Below are 14468 nucleotides of genomic sequence, written 5' to 3'. Positions count from 1 at the left end.
GGGCGAGAGGCCGGCCCCGTCGGGCTCCTAGCATCCCCCGGGTTTCCCGCGCCGCCCGCGCAACCGACGCAACTTATGGCTTGCTTTCGTCCGTCCCCCCGGTGAAATCCCTGCTGCACCGCAAAAAGGGGGGACGTCGAATGACGCGTGTGGGGCTCTATCCGGGGACCTTCGACCCAATCCACAACGGCCACACCGATATCATCGGTCGGGCGGTGAAGCTCGTGGACAAGCTGGTCATCGGCGTGGCGATCAACGCAGGCAAGGGCCCTCTGTTCAGCCTCGAGGAACGCGTCGCGATCCTTCGCAGCGAGACCGAGCACCTCGGGGACCGGGCCGAGATCATCGTCCAGCCCTTCGAGGGGCTGCTGATTCACTTCGCTCGCGAGATCGGCGCCGGGGTCATCGTGCGCGGCCTGCGCGCCGTCGCCGACTTCGAATACGAATTCCAGATGACCGCCATGAACCAGCAGCTCGAGCGCGAGATCGAGACCGTGTTCCTGATGGCCGATCCCCGCCACCAGGCGATCTCGTCCAAGCTGGTCAAGGAGATCGCCCAACTCGGCGGCGACGTCACGCGCTTCACCAGTCCGCGGGTCAAGGACGCCCTGATGGCCAAGGTGACGGTGGCAGGTTGAGCGCCGTCACTGCCCAGGACTGGATCGCCGCCTGGAATAGCCATGACCTGGACGCGATTCTCGCCCACTACGCCCAGGAGATCGTCTTCGTCAGCCCCGCCTCCACCCGGATCACAGGGGATCCGACGGGACGGGTGGTCGGCAAGGCCGCGCTGCGGCTCTACTGGGGCAAGGCCCTGGCCGGCGCGCAGGACCTGACCTTCACCCTGCGCAAGGTGTTTCGCGGCCCCGACAGCCTCGCCATCGCCTATCACAGCTCACGAACCGGCGGCGAGGTGGTGGAAGTGTTGCGTTTCGGCCCCGACGGGCTGGTGGTCGAGGCCGCCGCCTATTACGAGTGACGTCATGATCCGAACTGTTCTGCTCGCCGCCGCCGTCCTTGCGATGGCCGCGCCCGCCGCCGCCGCGCCCGCCAAGGGCAAGGTCGCCGCGGTCCCTGTTGCCCCGGCCGCTCCCGGTGATCCCAAGGCTTCCGACTGGCGCACGCCAAACCCCGAGGACGTGCTTGTCATCGACACCAATAAGGGCCGCGTCTTCGTCGAACTGATCCCCGAGGTTGCGCCCAACCACGTGGCCCGCATCCGCGAGCTGACCCGGGCCGGCCTCTATGACGGCCGCAAGTTCTTCCGGGTGATCGACGCCTTCATGGCCCAGACCGGCGACCCGCTGGACACCGGTACGGGTGGCTCGGACAAGCCCGACCTGGCCCAGGAGTTCCTGTTCCGGCGCGGACCCGAGACGCCCTTCGTGCTCGCAGCCGACCAGACCGTGAGCCAGGTCGGGTTTCTGAAGTCCCTGCCGATCATGAGCCAGAGCGCGATGCTCATGGCGATGACGGCCGACGGCAAGATCTCGGCCTGGGCCCTCTATTGTCCGGGCGTCGCCGGCATGGCGCGTGGCGAGGAGAACGACAGCGCCAACAGCCAGTTCTTCCTGATGCGCCAGGCCTATCCGTCGCTGGAGAAACGCTACACGGCCTTCGGTCGGGTGATCGCCGGCCTCGAGGCCGTGCGCGCCATCAAAGCGGGCGAGCCGGTGGCCCAACCGCAAGACACCATGGACAAGGTGCGCGTCCTGGCCGATATCCCGGCCGCCGAGCGCCCCTCGGTGCGTGTGATCGATCCCAACAGCGCCTGGTTCAAGGCCGAGATCGAGAGCGTCCGCGCCGCAAAGGGAGCCGATTTCACGGCGTGCGCGATCAGAATTCCCTCGGAGGTGAAGTGATGGACCCGGAAAACACGCTAATCATGACGCTGGAAAGCGGCCCGGTGACGATCAAGCTTCGTCCCGATCTCGCGCCCGGACACGTGGCCCGCATCAAGGAACTGGCCCGCGAGGGCTTCTATGACGGCGTGGTCTTCCACCGGGTGATCCCGGGCTTCATGGCCCAGGGCGGAGATCCGACCGGGACCGGCACTTCCGGCTCCGACAAGCCGAACCTGCAGGCCGAGTTCTCGCGCGAACCCCACGTGCGCGGTGTCTGCTCGATGGCGCGGACCAATCAACCGAACTCCGCCAACAGCCAGTTCTTCATCTGCTTCGACGACGCCACCTTCCTGGACGGCCAGTACACCGTGTGGGGAGAGGTGACCGAGGGCATGGACCTGGTCGACGGCCTTCCCAAGGGCGAACCGCCGCGCAGTCCCGGCAAGATCGTCTCCTTGAAGGTCGCCGCCGACGCTTGACGCAACGCTTCGCGTTTCCGTCGGTTACGCCCCCGATCCGTTCAGCCAATGGTCGGGGGCTGACCACGGCAGGGAGCGATGCGTGGCTGCGCGAATGAAGGTTTTCGTCACGTCCGACGGCCTTACCGACTATGTGGTGGCCGCCAGTTCTCGGCCCAAGGCGCTGGCCGCGTGGGGCGCGCACCAGGACCTGTTCAAGACCGGCGGGGCGCGGGAGACCGACGATCCGGCCCTGGTGAAGGCCGCCACGGCCCAGCCGGGCGAGGTGTTGCGCCGCCCGGCCGACTCCAAGGGCGCGCTCGCGGCCCTGCCGAAGCGAAAGCCCAAGCCGAAGGGGCCGTCGAAGTCAGCGCTGCGCAAGGTCGCGGCGCTCGAAAGCAGGCTTACCGCGTTGCGGACCCGCCGCGACGAGGCCCTGCTCGAGATCGAAATCGCCCGCGCCGGCCTTGATGCACGGGAGGCGAAGACCCGCGAGAGGTTCGAAGCCGATGAGAGCAAGCTGGCCGTCGCCCTGCGCGATGCGCGCTCAACGCTCGACTGACGGGGCCAGGATCGCCACCACCGGATAGTGGTCGGAGCCCAGGCGCGGCCCGCGCGCGACGCTCACCGTGCGCCACCCTGAGCCCGCATAGATCTGATCGATCGGCAGCAGCGGGAAGGGGGCCGTGGCGGGCCAGGAGAACAGGGCCCGGGTGCGCCGTTCCAAGCCGAAGCGACGATCCTCTCGTCTGCGGGCGAAAGACCAGGGCGTGGAGTTGAAGTCACCGCTGAGGATCATGCGATCCTGGGGGAACTGGCCCAACAACTCCCCGACGATCCGGCCTTGGGCGAGTTGGAATCCACCATAGATCGGCCAGACATAGTGCGTCCCGATCACCGTGAACGGGCCATGGGGGCTGGCGAAGGTCGCGCGTACCAGGGGCGGCTGCGCCCAGCGCCCCGGCGGTAGCCGCACCCCGTCCTCGGTCGGCTTGGCCTTGCTGAGGATGGCCAGGCTCTCCGAGCCCCCCGTCAGGTAGTAGCCCGTGGCGCGCGCCAGGGGATCGCGCAGTTTCTCGCCTTCCTCCAGCACGATGATGTCGGCGTCCTGGGCGACCAGCCATTCGAGGGCTGGACCGATGTCGCGGCTGCCGCGCCAGGCATTGAACTGGATCAGCTTGATCTGGTCGGGCGTGTCGGCTGGGGCCCTGGGCGTGGTGGGCCGCAGGTATTCCGGCGCGATCAGCAGGGCGGCCAGCACCACGCCCGCGACGCCCAAGGCGATCAGGCCGCGGCGCGTTCCAGGCTCGCCGAGGGCCAGGCCGTAGAGGCTCACGGCGAGCGCCCCGACCAGCCAGAGCGGGGCGAAGTGGCCGAGGATGTCGAGCTGCGGACTCCAGCGGCCGCCCTGGGCCGCCAGCGCCGCGCTGGCGCAGACCAGGCCGACGACGACCATCTGGGCGTTGAGGAAGGCGCGCAGGAACTCCATCGCGCTACGGGGCCTGCGCCAGGACTGCAACCACGGGATAGTGGTCGGACCCGATGCGAGGACCGCGCCGAACGCTCACCGTCTTCCAGGCGGGGCCGGCATAGACGTGGTCGATGGGGAGGAACGGCGGGGTTGGTCCCTGGGCCGGCCAGGAGAACAGCGCCCTGGTGCGGCGTTCGATTCCCAGGGCGGCGTCCTCGCGGCGGCGCACGAACGACCAGGGCGCCGAATTGAAGTCCCCGGCCACGATCAGGCGCGCCTTGGGCAGGGGCTGGACGGCCTTAAGCATGCGGCGGCTGTTCTCGGACTGGACGACCGCCGTGGCCGTCTTCGAGCTCTTGGCCACGCTGCCGGGACGGGCATAGTGCAGACCGACGATCGTGTGGCCGCCATCGCTCGGCGAAAAATGCACCACCGCGATCTGCGGGCCCAAGCCGTAGCGACCGCCGCCGAAGCGGTCGATCGCCGCCGGGCGTGCGCGACTGTAGATGGCGACGTCGCAGTTCGGCGAGCAGGTCAGGTGGCGCGGCATGCGCTGCAGTATCGCGGCGCGAAGCCGCGGCTCTGAGCCCTCCAGCACCAGGACGTCGGGATCCTGATCGACCAGCCACCGGACCTGGGTGGCGTAGTGGGCCGGGTCCGGCTCGGCGTTGAACTGGATCAGCTTCAGCCGCCCAGGCGCGTCGGGCGGCGCCGTGGGCGAAACCGGGGAGGTCAGCTCCGGCAACACTAGGACCAGCGCGCCGAGGACAGCGATGCCGCCGAGGATCGCCAGCCGCGTTCCGCCTAGCCGCTGCGGCGTGAAAAGCGCAAGGGCCAGCACCAGGACGCCGCCTGCCAGATAGAGCGGGGCCAGGTGGGTGAGCGCGTCCAGCACGCCGCTCCAGCGCCCGCCCTGGGCCAGGACCGCGGCCAGGGCGCACAGGGCGCCGAGGCTGGTCGCGACGATTCGAAGGAAGCCCATACGCCCACCTAGCATAGAGCCGCGCTTGACGCGTGAGCCCTCCCATGGCCTTCAGGCCGGCCCATGCAGCTTGCCGATTTCGATTTCGACCTGCCCGAGGACCGCATCGCCCTGCGGCCCGCGAGCCCGCGCGATTCCGCTCGCCTGCTGCTGGTGGCGCCTGGCGCGGCCTTCCGTGACCTCAAGGTAGGCGACCTGCCCGGCGAGCTCCGGGCGGGCGATGTGCTGGTGTTCAACGACACCAAGGTGATCCCGGCCCGGCTCAAGGGCCGGCGCACCCGCGAGGGCTCCGATATCGCAGTAGAGGCCACCCTTCACCGACGGTTGTCACCCTCGCGCTGGACGGCCTTCATGCGGCCCGGCAAGCGCTTGTCGCCCGGGGACCGGGTGCATTTCGGCTCCATGCATGATCGCGCCTGCTATCTCGGAGCCCTCGACGCCACCCTGATGGAAAAGGGCGAGGGCGGGGAGGTGACGCTCAGCTTTGACCTCATGGGCCCCGACCTGGACGCTGCCATCGCCGAGCGCGGCGCGATGCCGCTGCCGCCTTACATCGCCGCCAAGCGGGGTGAGGACGACCGCGACCGGGCCGACTACCAGACTGTCTATGCCGACGAGGAAGGCTCGGTCGCTGCGCCCACCGCCGGCCTTCACTTCACGCCTGAGCTGATGGCGCGGCTAGCGGCCATGGGCGTGGGCCTGCAGTTCGTGACCCTGCACGTGGGTGCGGGGACCTTCCTGCCGGTGAAGACCGAGAACCTGGCCGACCACCGGATGCACGCCGAATATGGAGAGGTCGACGCCGCCACGGCCGAGGCCCTGAACGCCGCCAAGGCCGCCGGCGGCCGGATCGTCTGCGTCGGCACCACGTCGCTGCGGCTGATCGAGAGCGCCACCGGCGAGGACGGGGTGGTCAGGCCCTTCGCGGCCGAGACCGCCATCTTCATTACGCCGGGCTACCGGTTTCGCGCCGTCGACGGGCTGATGACCAACTTCCACCTGCCCAAGTCGACCCTGTTCATGCTGGTCAGCGCCTTCGCCGGCCAGGAGACCATGAAGCGCGCATACGCCCACGCCATCGCGGACGGCTATCGCTTCTATTCCTATGGCGATGCGAGCCTGCTCTGGAGCGCCGCCTGATGGCCGCCTTTGACTTCGAGATCGCCGCGACAGAAGGCTCGGCCCGGACCGGAGTCCTGAAGACCCCCCGCGGCGACATCCGCACGCCGGCCTTCATGCCCGTGGGCACGGCGGCCACGGTGAAGGCCATGACCGTCGACCAGGTCGCCCAGACCGGCGCCGACATCATCTTGGGCAACACCTATCACCTGATGCTGCGCCCCACCGCCGAGCGGGTGGCGCGGCTGGGCGGGCTGCACCGGTTCATGCGCTGGGAGCGACCCATCCTCACCGACTCCGGCGGCTTCCAGGTGATGAGTCTGTCGAAGATCGCAAAGGTCACCGAGGAGTCGGTGGCCTTCCAGAGCCATATCGACGGCTCGCGCCACGTGCTGACGCCCGAGCGTTCCATCGAGATCCAGGCCGACCTGCTGGGCTCCGACATCGTCATGCAGCTGGATGAGTGCGTCGCCTGGCCGGCGGAGGAGAAGCGCGCGGCCGAGGCCATGCGCCTGTCGGCCCGCTGGGGCGCGCGGTCCAAGGCGGCCTTCGGCGAGCGCGAGGGCCAGGCCCTGTTCGGCATCCAGCAGGGCTCGACCTTCGAGCATCTTCGCAAGGAGTCGGCCGACCGGCTGATCGAGACCGGCTACGACGGCTACGCCCTGGGCGGCCTGGCGGTTGGCGAGGGCCACGCGGCCATGTGTGAGGTGTTGGATTATGCGCCGGCGATGCTGCCGGCCGACCGGCCGCGCTACCTGATGGGAGTCGGCAAGCCCATCGACCTCGTGGAGGCTGTGGCCCGCGGGATCGACATGTTCGATTGCGTCCTGCCTACCAGGTCGGGCCGGCACGGCCAGGCCTGGACCTGGGAAGGCTCGGTCAACCTCAAGAACGCCCGGTTCGCTGAAGACGACAGCCCGCTGGACGACACCAGCGACTGCCCGGCCTCCAGCCACTATTCCAAAGCCTATCTGCACCACTTGGTGAAGTCGCAGGAGATCCTGGGCCAGGTGCTGCTCTCCTGGCACAACATCGCCCACTTCCAGGCCCTGACCGCCGCCATGCGCAGCGCCATCGCCGAAGGCCGCTTCGAGGCCTTCCGCCGTGAGTTCAAGGCCCGTCAGCGGATCGGGTAGCGGGGCTTCACTTCCTGGGTGCGGACCTCGGTGGCGCCGGTCAGGATGTGCGAGGGCGTCGCCGGGGGCGGGCAGCCGCGCGCCTCGCCCAGGCCCTTCAGATAGGCCCGTCGCACCCCGCCGGCTGTAATCGCCGCTGCCACCAGGGTGTCGTGCCGCTCAGCGCCGGTGAGCTTCCGAACCCAGCCGCGGAAGGGAATGATGTCGGAGGCGACGCTAGCCACCGCGCCCAGGGCGGCGTCCTTGCCGCGGACCTGGACGCTCAGGTTCTCGATGTCAGGCTCGTCCAGGTCGTCGCCCATGGCGGCGTTCAACGGCTGGATCAGCGCCACCAACCGCGCGCAGGTCGCCGGGACCGGTCGCTGATAGGGATCGGCCAGGGCCTCCAGCAGCACCGGCGGGATCTTGGTGCGCAGCAGGTTGACGTCACGCAGGGGGGCCGCGACGGCGGCGCCCATGCTTTCGCGCTTCGCCTCCGACGTCGTCTGGACCTCCGGCGAACCGTCGGCGCGAGTGGTCATGCAGCCGGCCAGCAGGAGGAGGAGAGGCAGGATTCGGAACGCGGCGCGCATGGTGTGAGTCTAGCCCTACGCCATCCCCGATGGAAAGGGTCCCGCCCGGCCTTGCCCCAGCGCGGACGCCCGCCTAAGGTCCGCGCCGCTTCGCCCGGCGCCCCAAACGCGCCGCGCCAAGGGCCGGTAGCTCAGTGGTAGAGCATTCGACTTTTAATCGAATGGTCGTGAGTTCGAACCTCACCCGGCCTACCATTCCCTGTCCCGACCTCAGCTCGGAGACAGTGGAATGATCGCGAAGCTCGCCTTCGAAAGGGTCGCCCAAACTCGCGCGCTACGCCGCGCGTTTTCGGCTGGTTCCACAGGCGTGGCAGGCGAGGCGTGAGAGTTTGCCCTCCCGCCTCCAGAAAATCTATATTGTCCATAGGATGAGTAGGAATTAGCCAAGCTGGGTATCAATCCTGAGGCGAAGCACTACCGCATGACGGCGACCCACCCGCCACAGACCGCGCCGCGCAGACCGGTGTTCCGCCGTCGCTCGGCGATCCCCGGGTTCTCGCTGACCCTGGGCGTGACGCTGTCAATCCTGTCGCTCGTGGTCCTGATCCCGCTGGTCGCGGTGGCGCTGAAGGCCTCGCAGCAGACCTTTCCGGAACTCCTGGAGGCGGCCTTCAACGCGCGGGCGCTCACCGCCTACCGGCTGTCCTTCGGGGCGGCCCTGGTGGCGGCCCTGGTCAATGGGGTGTTCGGGGTCCTGACATGCTGGGCCCTGGTCCGCTATGAGTTTCCCTTAAAGAGCCTGGTCAATGGCGTCATCGACCTGCCCTTCGCCTTGCCCACCGCGGTGGCCGGCATCGCGCTCGCCACCCTCTACGCCCCCAACGGCTGGGTCGGCGCCCTGTTCGCGCCGTCCGGGATCAAGATCGCCTACACGCCGCTGGGCGTGGTCATCGCGCTCACCTTTATCGGCCTGCCGTTCGTCGTGCGGACCCTGGAGCCGGTGATGCGGGACCTCGCCCACGATGTTGAGGAGGCGGCGGCCAGCCTGGGCGCCAACAGGCTGGACACCATCCTGCGCGTGATCCTGCCGGCGCTGGGGCCCGCCTGGCTCACCGGATTCGCGCTCGCCTTCGCCCGTGGGGTCGGGGAGTACGGCTCGGTGATCTTCATCGCGGGCAACATGCCCTACAAGTCCGAGATCGCGCCGTTGCTGATCGTCATCGAGCTGGAGCAGTACGACTATGCCGGGGCGGCCACCGTGGCGGTGGTCATGCTGGGCGTCTCATTCCTGATGCTGTTCTTCATCAACGCCGTCCAGGCCTGGGCGAGGCGCTTTTCATGAGCCGCCGCCCGCGCCACCCCACCGAGGATCCCGCCTGGGCCAAGGCCATCGTCCTCACCCTGGTGGCCATGTTCCTGGTCAGCGTGCTGATCCTGCCCATGGTCACGGTGTTCTTCGAGGCCCTGCGCAAGGGTATGGGACCGGCCCTGGAGGCGATGGGGCAGGAGGACGCCCGCGCCGCGATCAAGCTAACCCTGATCACCGCGGCGATCACCGTGCCGTTCAACGCGGTGTTCGGGGTCTGCGCCGCCTGGGCGATCGCCAAACACCAGTTCCCGGGCAAGGCCTTCCTGATCACCCTGATCGACCTGCCGTTCTCGGTGTCGCCGGTGGTGGCGGGCCTGATCTATGTGCTGGTGTTCGGGGCCCAGGGCTGGTTCGGTCCCTGGCTGATCGAGCACGACATCAAGGTGATTTTCGCAATTCCGGGCATCGTGCTGGCGACCATATTCGTCACCTTCCCGTTCATCGCCCGCGAGCTGATCCCGCTGATGCAAGAGCAGGGGACGGACGAGGAGGAGGCCGCGGTCTCGATGGGCGCATCGGGCCTGCGCACCTTCTGGAGCGTGACCGCGCCGAATATCCGCTGGGGGCTGCTGTACGGCGTGCTGCTGTGCAACGCCCGGGCGATGGGGGAGTTCGGCGCGGTCTCGGTGGTCTCGGGCCACATCCGCGGCCTGACCAACACCATGCCGCTCCATGTGGAGATCCTGTACAACGAGTACGACTTCGTCGGCGCCTTCGCCGTCGCCGCCCTGCTCTGCTTCCTGGCCATCGTCACCCTGGTGCTGAAGGCCGGTCTCGAACTCATCCAGCCGCAGACGCGGCCCGGCCGTCATTGATCGTGAGACCCGTCGTATGACCATTTCCATCCGTTCGGTGGAGAAGACCTTCGGTCGCTATCCGGCGCTGAACGGGGTGAGCCTGGAGATCGCCGACGGCGAACTTCTGGCCCTGCTCGGCCCCTCGGGTTCGGGCAAGACCACCCTGCTGCGGGTCATCGCCGGCCTGGAATTCCCCGAAAAGGGCCAGGTGCTCTATGGCGAGCAGGACATGACCTACGCCAGCGCCGCGGCCCGTCGCGTGGGCTTCGTGTTCCAGCAGTACGCCCTGTTCCGCCACATGACCGTGGCGCGCAACGTCGCCTTCGGCCTGGACGTGCGCAAGGGCGGCGACAAGCCGTCTAAGAGCGAGATCGCCGCCCGCGTCGACGAGCTGCTGCAGCTCGTGGAGCTGGGCGACCTTGGCAAGCGCTATCCGGCCCAGCTCTCCGGCGGCCAGCGGCAGCGCGTCGCGCTCGCCCGCGCGCTGGCGGTCAGTCCCAGCGTCCTACTGCTGGACGAGCCCTTCGGGGCCCTCGACGCCACGGTGCGCAAGTCCCTGCGCAAGGAGCTGCGCCGGATTCACGACGCCACCGGGGTCACCACCATCTTCGTCACCCATGATCAGGAGGAGGCCCTGGAGCTGGCCGACCGGGTGGCGATCCTCAACAACGGCGTGATCGAGCAAGTGGGCAGGCCCCACGAGGTCCACGACCAGCCGGCCGGCGCCTTCGTCTGCGGCTTCGTCGGCGAGGCCAATCGCTTCGAGGGCGCGGTGAAGGGCGGGCGGTTCCGCGCCGCCGAGATCGAGCTGCCGGCCCGTGGCGTCGGCGACGGCGCGGCGGTGGCCTTCGTCCGTCCCCATGAGTTCACCCTGGCCCCGGCCGGCCAGGAGCAGCTCTTCCTGACCACGGAGCGCGTGGCGCCTAGCGGTCCGGTGGTGAGGGTGGACGGCCTGACCCTCGGCGGCCAGCGGATCGAGGCGGCCTTCTCACGCGAACTCGCCGGCCAGTTCCAGCCCGGCGCCCGCCTGGGGCTCGCCGCACAACGCTCATACATCTTCAGCGCGTAGTCGGCGCCTTGCAACCTTAAGGCGCCGTCGCTATGTTGCCTCCGCTGGAATGGGGCGGCGATGACCTGGATTTTTCGGTTTCTGGCGAGTCTCCGGACGTCTCCGCACCGCGCCATGGTGCTTGAGGTCGGCTTCATCCTCGTCGGCGCCCTGCTGCTGGGCTTCGCCCTTTTCCAGATGGGCCGCTAACTCTCACTACTGCTGCTGCTGCTGCTGCTGGTCGTAGGTCAGGCCGCCGGCGGCTCCGCGCCTGCGGCCACCGTGGGCGAAGGCGGGCTGGGCCGCGCGGATGAATTCCGGCTCCGTAACCGCCGCCCGCGCCCGGCGAACCGAAACCCCCACCGCCAACTGGCTCTCGGCCTCGCCCTTATAGACCCCGCGCGAGGGCGGGACGTCGTTGTAGTCCCGGCCCATGGCAGCGGCGATGTGGCGCTCGCCGGCGATGACGTTGTTGGTGGGATCGAGGCCGATCCAGCGGGTCGAGGGCAGGAAAACCTCTACCCAGGCATGCGTAGCGTCCGGGTCGGAGCGGTCGCCGGCCTTGCGGTCGGTGAACAGGTAGCCCGAGACATAGCGCGCCGGCACGCCCCAGGATCGGCAGATCGCCAGCATGATGTGGCTGAAGTCCTGGCAGACCCCACGGCGGGTTTCCAGGGCGTGGTCGATGGGGCTGTCGGCGTGGGTGACGCCGGCCTCGTACTCGAAGGACTCGTAGATGATCCTCGACAGTTCGCGCACGGCACGAAGAGGGTCGAGGGCTTTCAGCCTGTCGATCTCGCGCTCGGCGACGAAGGCCTTCAGGGCCGGCGTCTCCACCGCGAAGCCATGATGGCGCAGGAAGTCGAAATTCTCGCCGCGGACGAAGTCGCTGCGCAGTCGGTCCCATTCGCCCGTGTCCAGGGCCTCTGGCAGGGCGGCCGGCGCCTGGGTCTCCACCGCCGAGCGGGCGATGATGTTCAGCCGGTCGTGCGGCTGGGGCACGTCGAAATGATAGACCGCATTGCCGAATGGGTCGGCGTAGGAGAACAGCTGCGCGGCCGGGTCGAGGTCGAGGTCGAAGCTGACCAGCCGCTGGCGGGCGCCCTTCTGCGGCTGCATCCATACCTCCATGACGCTTTCGCGCACGGGCTCGGCATAGTGGTACTGGGTGACGTGGCGGACTTCCAAAAGCATCGGTCAGCGCCTCAGGCGGGCAGTCGCATTTCAAGGGAATAGTGGACGAAGGTCTCGTAGATCGACTGGTGGATCGCCACGCATTCGTCCAGCACGGTGGAGATCAGCGCGCTGGCGCCGGCCACCTGCAGTTCGTCCATGTCAGCGTATTGCAGGCGCGCCTTCAGCCGCCCGGCCAGACGCTCCGGCCCGGCGTGCCCGGCTTCAACATAGCGGCTGGCCGCGGTGGTGTGTTCCTCGATCCGGGCGGTGGCGAACCGGATGGAGCGGGGGAAGTCCTCGTCCAGCAACAGGAACTCCAGGACCTTCCGGGGTTGGATGTCGGCGGTGTAGCGCCTCAGGTAGGGCTCCAGCGCGCAGCTCATGCGCAGCACGCTGACCAGGGCGAAGTGCTCGTCGAAGGCGCCGCGGCGGCGGTTGCCGAAACAGACCTCCAACAGCCGGCCGATGAGCTGGGCGCGCTCCAGATACATGCCCAGCAGCAGGAACCGCCATCCCTCGCCGTGGCTCATGGTGGCGTCGGCCGCGCCGCGGAACAGGTGCAGGTCGGCGATCACGTCGTGCAGGAAGGCCGAGGAGCCGTCGGCGAAGGACTTGGCGGCGTCCGGGCCGGTCATCTTCAGATAGATGAGGTTCAGCCGCTCCCAGGTCTCTGTGGTGATCTGGTCGCGCACCTGGCGGGCGTTTTCGCGGGCGAGCGCCAGGGACGAGACGATCGAGCCAGGGTCCTCCCGGTCGAGGGCCATGGCCAGGGTCGCCTCATAGGGATTGGCGATATGGCCGCGGTCGGAATCGCCGACGGCGGCAAGGGCGATGCGGGCCACCTGGGCCGCGCCCTCGGTGCGGTCGAGGGTGGCGTTGAGCATGACGTCCGAGAGCCGGCACATGTGCTCGGCCCGTTCCACATATCGGCCGATCCAGTAGAGACTGTCAGCGACCCTCGCGAGCATCATGGCTGCGCCTCCTTGCCGTCGGCCAGGACCCAGGTGTCCTTGGACCCGCCACCCTGGCTGGAATTGACCACGAGCGAGCCCTTGCGCAGGGCGACGCGGGTAAGGGCGCCGGGAGTCACCACGATCTTTTCCCCGGACAGGATGAAGGGCCGCAGATCCACGTGGCGCGGTTCGATAGCCCCGTCGACCAGGCAGGGGGCGGTGGAGAGCTGGATGGTCGGCTGGGCGATGTAGTTGTCCGGGTCGGCCCTGATCGCCTCGGCGAAGTCGGCGCGCTCCTGCTTGCTGGCGTGGGGGCCGATCAACATGCCGTAGCCGCCCGAGGCGCCGACAGCCTTAACCACGAGCTTGTCCAGATTGGCCAGGACGTGGTTGAGCTGGGAGGTCTCCCGGCAGAGATAGGTCTCGATGTTGGGCAGGATGGCGTCCTCGCCAAGGTAGTAGCGGATGATCGCCGGGACATAGGCGTAGACCGCCTTGTCGTCGGCCACGCCGGTGCCGGGCGCATTGCAGATCACCACATTGCCGGCTCGGTAGGCGTTGAACAGGCCCGCGACCCCCAGGCCCGAATCCCGGCGGAAGGTGAGGGGGTCGATGAAGTCGTCGTCCACCCGGCGATAGATCACGTCGATCCGCCGCAGGCCGGTGGTGGTGCGCATGTAGACCATGTTGTCGTGGACCACGAGATCGCGGCCCTCGACCAACGGACAGCCCATCAATCGGGCCAGGTAGGCGTGCTCGTAATAGGCGGAGTTGTAGACGCCAGGGGTCAGGACCGCGACCTGGGGATTGGGCCGCCAGTCGGCCGCCATGCTCTTGAGCGTCGCCAGCAACAGGTCGGGATATCGGTCGATAGCTCGCACATTGGCCGCCCGGAAGGTGCCCGGGAAGGTCCTTCGCGAGGCCTCGCGGTTGGCCAGCATGTAGGAGACGCCGGACGGCACCCGCAGATTGTCCTCAAGCACGGCGAAGGCGCCGTCGGTCTGGCGGATCAGGTCCGAGCCGCAGACATTGGCGTAGGCCTGGTGCGGCACGTAGAGGTTCTGCATCTCCCGGCGATAGGATGGCGCGCTCAGCACCAGCTCGCGCGGCACCACCCCGTCCATCAGGATCTGCTGCTCGCCATAGATGTCGGCGAGGAACATGTTCAGCGCCTTCAGGCGCTGGGTGAGGCCCGTCTCGATCTTCGACCATTCCTCGGCCGGGATGATCCGCGGCAGCAGGTCGGTGGGGATGATCCGCTCGGTCGAGCTCTCGCCCCCATAGACGGTGAAGGTGATGCCCTGCAGCAGGAAATAGCGTTCCAGCACCCGCTGGCGCTCGGCCATGTCGGCCGCCGCCAGGGTGGCGATGCGAGCGTCGAGCGCGGCGTAGTGCGGCCGCACAAGACCGCGGGAGGTCAGCATCTCGTCGTACGGGACGTTCAATGAGGCCTGTGGCCCCACGTTCGGCGCCGTGGCCGTGTCTTCAGAACTGTGGGCCGTCGCCACGCCGTACTCCACCACCTGGTCCTCCGCGTCCCTCTCCGATCTTAGGAAGCGCGCCCGGTTTTGCGGCGGCTTTTCGGAATCGGCGAACCTCAGTG

General features: G+C 68.3%; 17 protein-coding genes and 1 tRNA gene. 12 read left to right on the top strand and 6 right to left on the bottom strand.

Features of this window, described 5'->3' with window-relative positions:
• Positions 1-140: 140 nt before the first annotated feature.
• The 5 genes from coaD to M9M90_RS12100 all read left to right on the top strand — a co-directional run bounded on the left by coaD (position 141) and on the right by M9M90_RS12100 (position 2864).
• The gene (coaD, locus tag M9M90_RS12120) at positions 141-638 is read left to right on the top strand and encodes a pantetheine-phosphate adenylyltransferase (protein ID WP_254833493.1); all 498 of its coding nucleotides are present in this window, start codon (positions 141-143) and stop codon (positions 636-638) included.
• Positions 635-979, top strand: a complete 345-nt coding sequence (locus M9M90_RS12115) for a nuclear transport factor 2 family protein (protein ID WP_254833492.1) — start codon at positions 635-637, stop codon at positions 977-979. The genes coaD and M9M90_RS12115 overlap by 4 nt, the downstream gene beginning before the upstream one ends.
• Positions 980-983: 4 nt before the next feature.
• Positions 984-1862, top strand: a complete 879-nt coding sequence (locus M9M90_RS12110) for a peptidylprolyl isomerase (protein ID WP_254833491.1) — start codon at positions 984-986, stop codon at positions 1860-1862.
• The gene (locus M9M90_RS12105) at positions 1862-2323 is read left to right on the top strand and encodes a peptidylprolyl isomerase (protein WP_254833490.1); all 462 of its coding nucleotides are present in this window, start codon (positions 1862-1864) and stop codon (positions 2321-2323) included. Before M9M90_RS12110 ends, M9M90_RS12105 begins: the two co-directional genes overlap by 1 nt.
• A 94-nt stretch (positions 2324-2417) precedes the next feature.
• Positions 2418-2864, top strand: a complete 447-nt coding sequence (locus tag M9M90_RS12100) for a hypothetical protein (RefSeq protein ID WP_254833489.1) — start codon at positions 2418-2420, stop codon at positions 2862-2864.
• Here the strand turns inward: M9M90_RS12100 and M9M90_RS12095 are convergent.
• Both M9M90_RS12095 and M9M90_RS12090 read right to left on the bottom strand, forming a co-directional pair.
• Positions 2850-3791 carry an endonuclease/exonuclease/phosphatase family protein gene (locus M9M90_RS12095; RefSeq protein WP_254833488.1) on the bottom strand — a complete coding sequence of 314 codons (942 nt, stop codon included), beginning with the start codon at positions 3789-3791 and terminating at the stop codon, positions 2850-2852. The genes M9M90_RS12100 and M9M90_RS12095 overlap by 15 nt on opposite strands.
• 4 nt (positions 3792-3795) lie before the next feature.
• Complete coding sequence (locus M9M90_RS12090; protein WP_254833487.1) at positions 3796-4755, bottom strand: endonuclease/exonuclease/phosphatase family protein; 960 nt, start codon at positions 4753-4755, stop codon at positions 3796-3798.
• A 63-nt stretch (positions 4756-4818) separates the two neighbouring features.
• Between M9M90_RS12090 and queA the strand changes: the two genes are divergently transcribed.
• Positions 4819-5895, top strand: a complete 1077-nt coding sequence (gene queA, locus M9M90_RS12085; protein ID WP_254833486.1) for a tRNA preQ1(34) S-adenosylmethionine ribosyltransferase-isomerase QueA — start codon at positions 4819-4821, stop codon at positions 5893-5895.
• Entirely contained in the window at positions 5895-7010 is a 1116-nt protein-coding gene (gene tgt, locus M9M90_RS12080; RefSeq protein ID WP_254833485.1) for a tRNA guanosine(34) transglycosylase Tgt, read from the top strand. Before queA ends, tgt begins: the two co-directional genes overlap by 1 nt.
• On the opposite strand, the gene M9M90_RS12075 is transcribed toward tgt, so the two are convergent.
• Positions 6995-7582 carry a hypothetical protein gene (locus M9M90_RS12075; RefSeq protein ID WP_371876845.1) on the bottom strand — a complete coding sequence of 196 codons (588 nt, stop codon included), beginning with the start codon at positions 7580-7582 and terminating at the stop codon, positions 6995-6997. The genes tgt and M9M90_RS12075 overlap by 16 nt on opposite strands.
• Positions 7583-7702: 120 nt before the next feature.
• Here M9M90_RS12075 and M9M90_RS12070 point away from each other — a divergent pair.
• From M9M90_RS12070 to M9M90_RS21150, 5 genes are all read left to right on the top strand, one after another.
• Positions 7703-7777, top strand: a tRNA-Lys gene (locus tag M9M90_RS12070).
• Between the two features lie 226 nt (positions 7778-8003).
• Positions 8004-8864, top strand: a complete 861-nt coding sequence (gene cysT, locus M9M90_RS12065; protein WP_254833484.1) for a sulfate ABC transporter permease subunit CysT — start codon at positions 8004-8006, stop codon at positions 8862-8864.
• Positions 8861-9706 (top strand): sulfate ABC transporter permease subunit CysW, encoded by an 846-nt coding sequence (cysW, locus tag M9M90_RS12060; protein WP_254833483.1) that lies wholly within the window; start codon positions 8861-8863, stop codon positions 9704-9706. The genes cysT and cysW overlap by 4 nt, the downstream gene beginning before the upstream one ends.
• A gap of 16 nt (positions 9707-9722) precedes the next feature.
• A complete protein-coding gene (locus M9M90_RS12055; protein WP_254833482.1) occupies positions 9723-10757 on the top strand; it encodes a sulfate/molybdate ABC transporter ATP-binding protein in 1035 nt (344 codons plus the stop codon).
• Positions 10758-10817: 60 nt separating this feature from the next.
• Positions 10818-10946, top strand: a complete 129-nt coding sequence (locus M9M90_RS21150; protein ID WP_256549198.1) for a hypothetical protein — start codon at positions 10818-10820, stop codon at positions 10944-10946.
• A 6-nt stretch (positions 10947-10952) separates the two neighbouring features.
• Here the strand turns inward: M9M90_RS21150 and M9M90_RS12050 are convergent, their stop codons facing one another.
• The 3 genes from M9M90_RS12050 to M9M90_RS12040 are packed head-to-tail and all read right to left on the bottom strand — an operon-like array spanning position 10953 to position 14289.
• Positions 10953-11930 carry a transglutaminase family protein gene (locus M9M90_RS12050; protein ID WP_254833481.1) on the bottom strand — a complete coding sequence of 326 codons (978 nt, stop codon included), beginning with the start codon at positions 11928-11930 and terminating at the stop codon, positions 10953-10955.
• Positions 11931-11941: 11 nt separating this feature from the next.
• Complete coding sequence (locus tag M9M90_RS12045; RefSeq protein WP_254833480.1) at positions 11942-12883, bottom strand: alpha-E domain-containing protein; 942 nt, start codon at positions 12881-12883, stop codon at positions 11942-11944.
• Complete coding sequence (locus M9M90_RS12040; protein ID WP_254837117.1) at positions 12880-14289, bottom strand: circularly permuted type 2 ATP-grasp protein; 1410 nt, start codon at positions 14287-14289, stop codon at positions 12880-12882. Before M9M90_RS12040 ends, M9M90_RS12045 begins: the two co-directional genes overlap by 4 nt.
• Positions 14290-14468 lie beyond the last annotated feature (179 nt).

The organism is Phenylobacterium sp. LH3H17 (assembly GCF_024298925.1).
Taxonomy (GTDB): Bacteria; Pseudomonadota; Alphaproteobacteria; order Caulobacterales; family Caulobacteraceae; genus Phenylobacterium.
The sequence above is the reverse complement of the archived record's forward strand: the minus strand, read 5'-3'. Positions and strand labels throughout refer to the sequence as shown.

Bases quoted from the DNA above. Each gene is read 5' to 3' on its own strand.
- coaD (WP_254833493.1), top strand. From the start codon at position 141: ATGACGCGTGTGGGGCTCTATCCGGGGACCTTCGACCCAATCCACAAC.
- M9M90_RS12110 (WP_254833491.1), top strand. From the start codon at position 984: ATGATCCGAACTGTTCTGCTCGCCGCCGCCGTCCTTGCGATGGCCGCG.
- M9M90_RS12105 (WP_254833490.1), top strand. From the start codon at position 1,862: ATGGACCCGGAAAACACGCTAATCATGACGCTGGAAAGCGGCCCGGTG.
- M9M90_RS12100 (WP_254833489.1), top strand. From the start codon at position 2,418: ATGAAGGTTTTCGTCACGTCCGACGGCCTTACCGACTATGTGGTGGCC.
- M9M90_RS12095 (WP_254833488.1), bottom strand. From the start codon at position 3,791: ATGGAGTTCCTGCGCGCCTTCCTCAACGCCCAGATGGTCGTCGTCGGC.
- M9M90_RS12090 (WP_254833487.1), bottom strand. From the start codon at position 4,755: ATGGGCTTCCTTCGAATCGTCGCGACCAGCCTCGGCGCCCTGTGCGCC.
- queA (WP_254833486.1), top strand. From the start codon at position 4,819: ATGCAGCTTGCCGATTTCGATTTCGACCTGCCCGAGGACCGCATCGCC.
- tgt (WP_254833485.1), top strand. From the start codon at position 5,895: ATGGCCGCCTTTGACTTCGAGATCGCCGCGACAGAAGGCTCGGCCCGG.
- M9M90_RS12075 (WP_371876845.1), bottom strand. From the start codon at position 7,582: ATGCGCGCCGCGTTCCGAATCCTGCCTCTCCTCCTCCTGCTGGCCGGC.
- cysT (WP_254833484.1), top strand. From the start codon at position 8,004: ATGACGGCGACCCACCCGCCACAGACCGCGCCGCGCAGACCGGTGTTC.
- cysW (WP_254833483.1), top strand. From the start codon at position 8,861: ATGAGCCGCCGCCCGCGCCACCCCACCGAGGATCCCGCCTGGGCCAAG.
- M9M90_RS12055 (WP_254833482.1), top strand. From the start codon at position 9,723: ATGACCATTTCCATCCGTTCGGTGGAGAAGACCTTCGGTCGCTATCCG.
- M9M90_RS21150 (WP_256549198.1), top strand. From the start codon at position 10,818: ATGACCTGGATTTTTCGGTTTCTGGCGAGTCTCCGGACGTCTCCGCAC.
- M9M90_RS12050 (WP_254833481.1), bottom strand. From the start codon at position 11,930: ATGCTTTTGGAAGTCCGCCACGTCACCCAGTACCACTATGCCGAGCCC.
- M9M90_RS12045 (WP_254833480.1), bottom strand. From the start codon at position 12,883: ATGATGCTCGCGAGGGTCGCTGACAGTCTCTACTGGATCGGCCGATAT.
- M9M90_RS12040 (WP_254837117.1), bottom strand. From the start codon at position 14,289: ATGCTGACCTCCCGCGGTCTTGTGCGGCCGCACTACGCCGCGCTCGAC.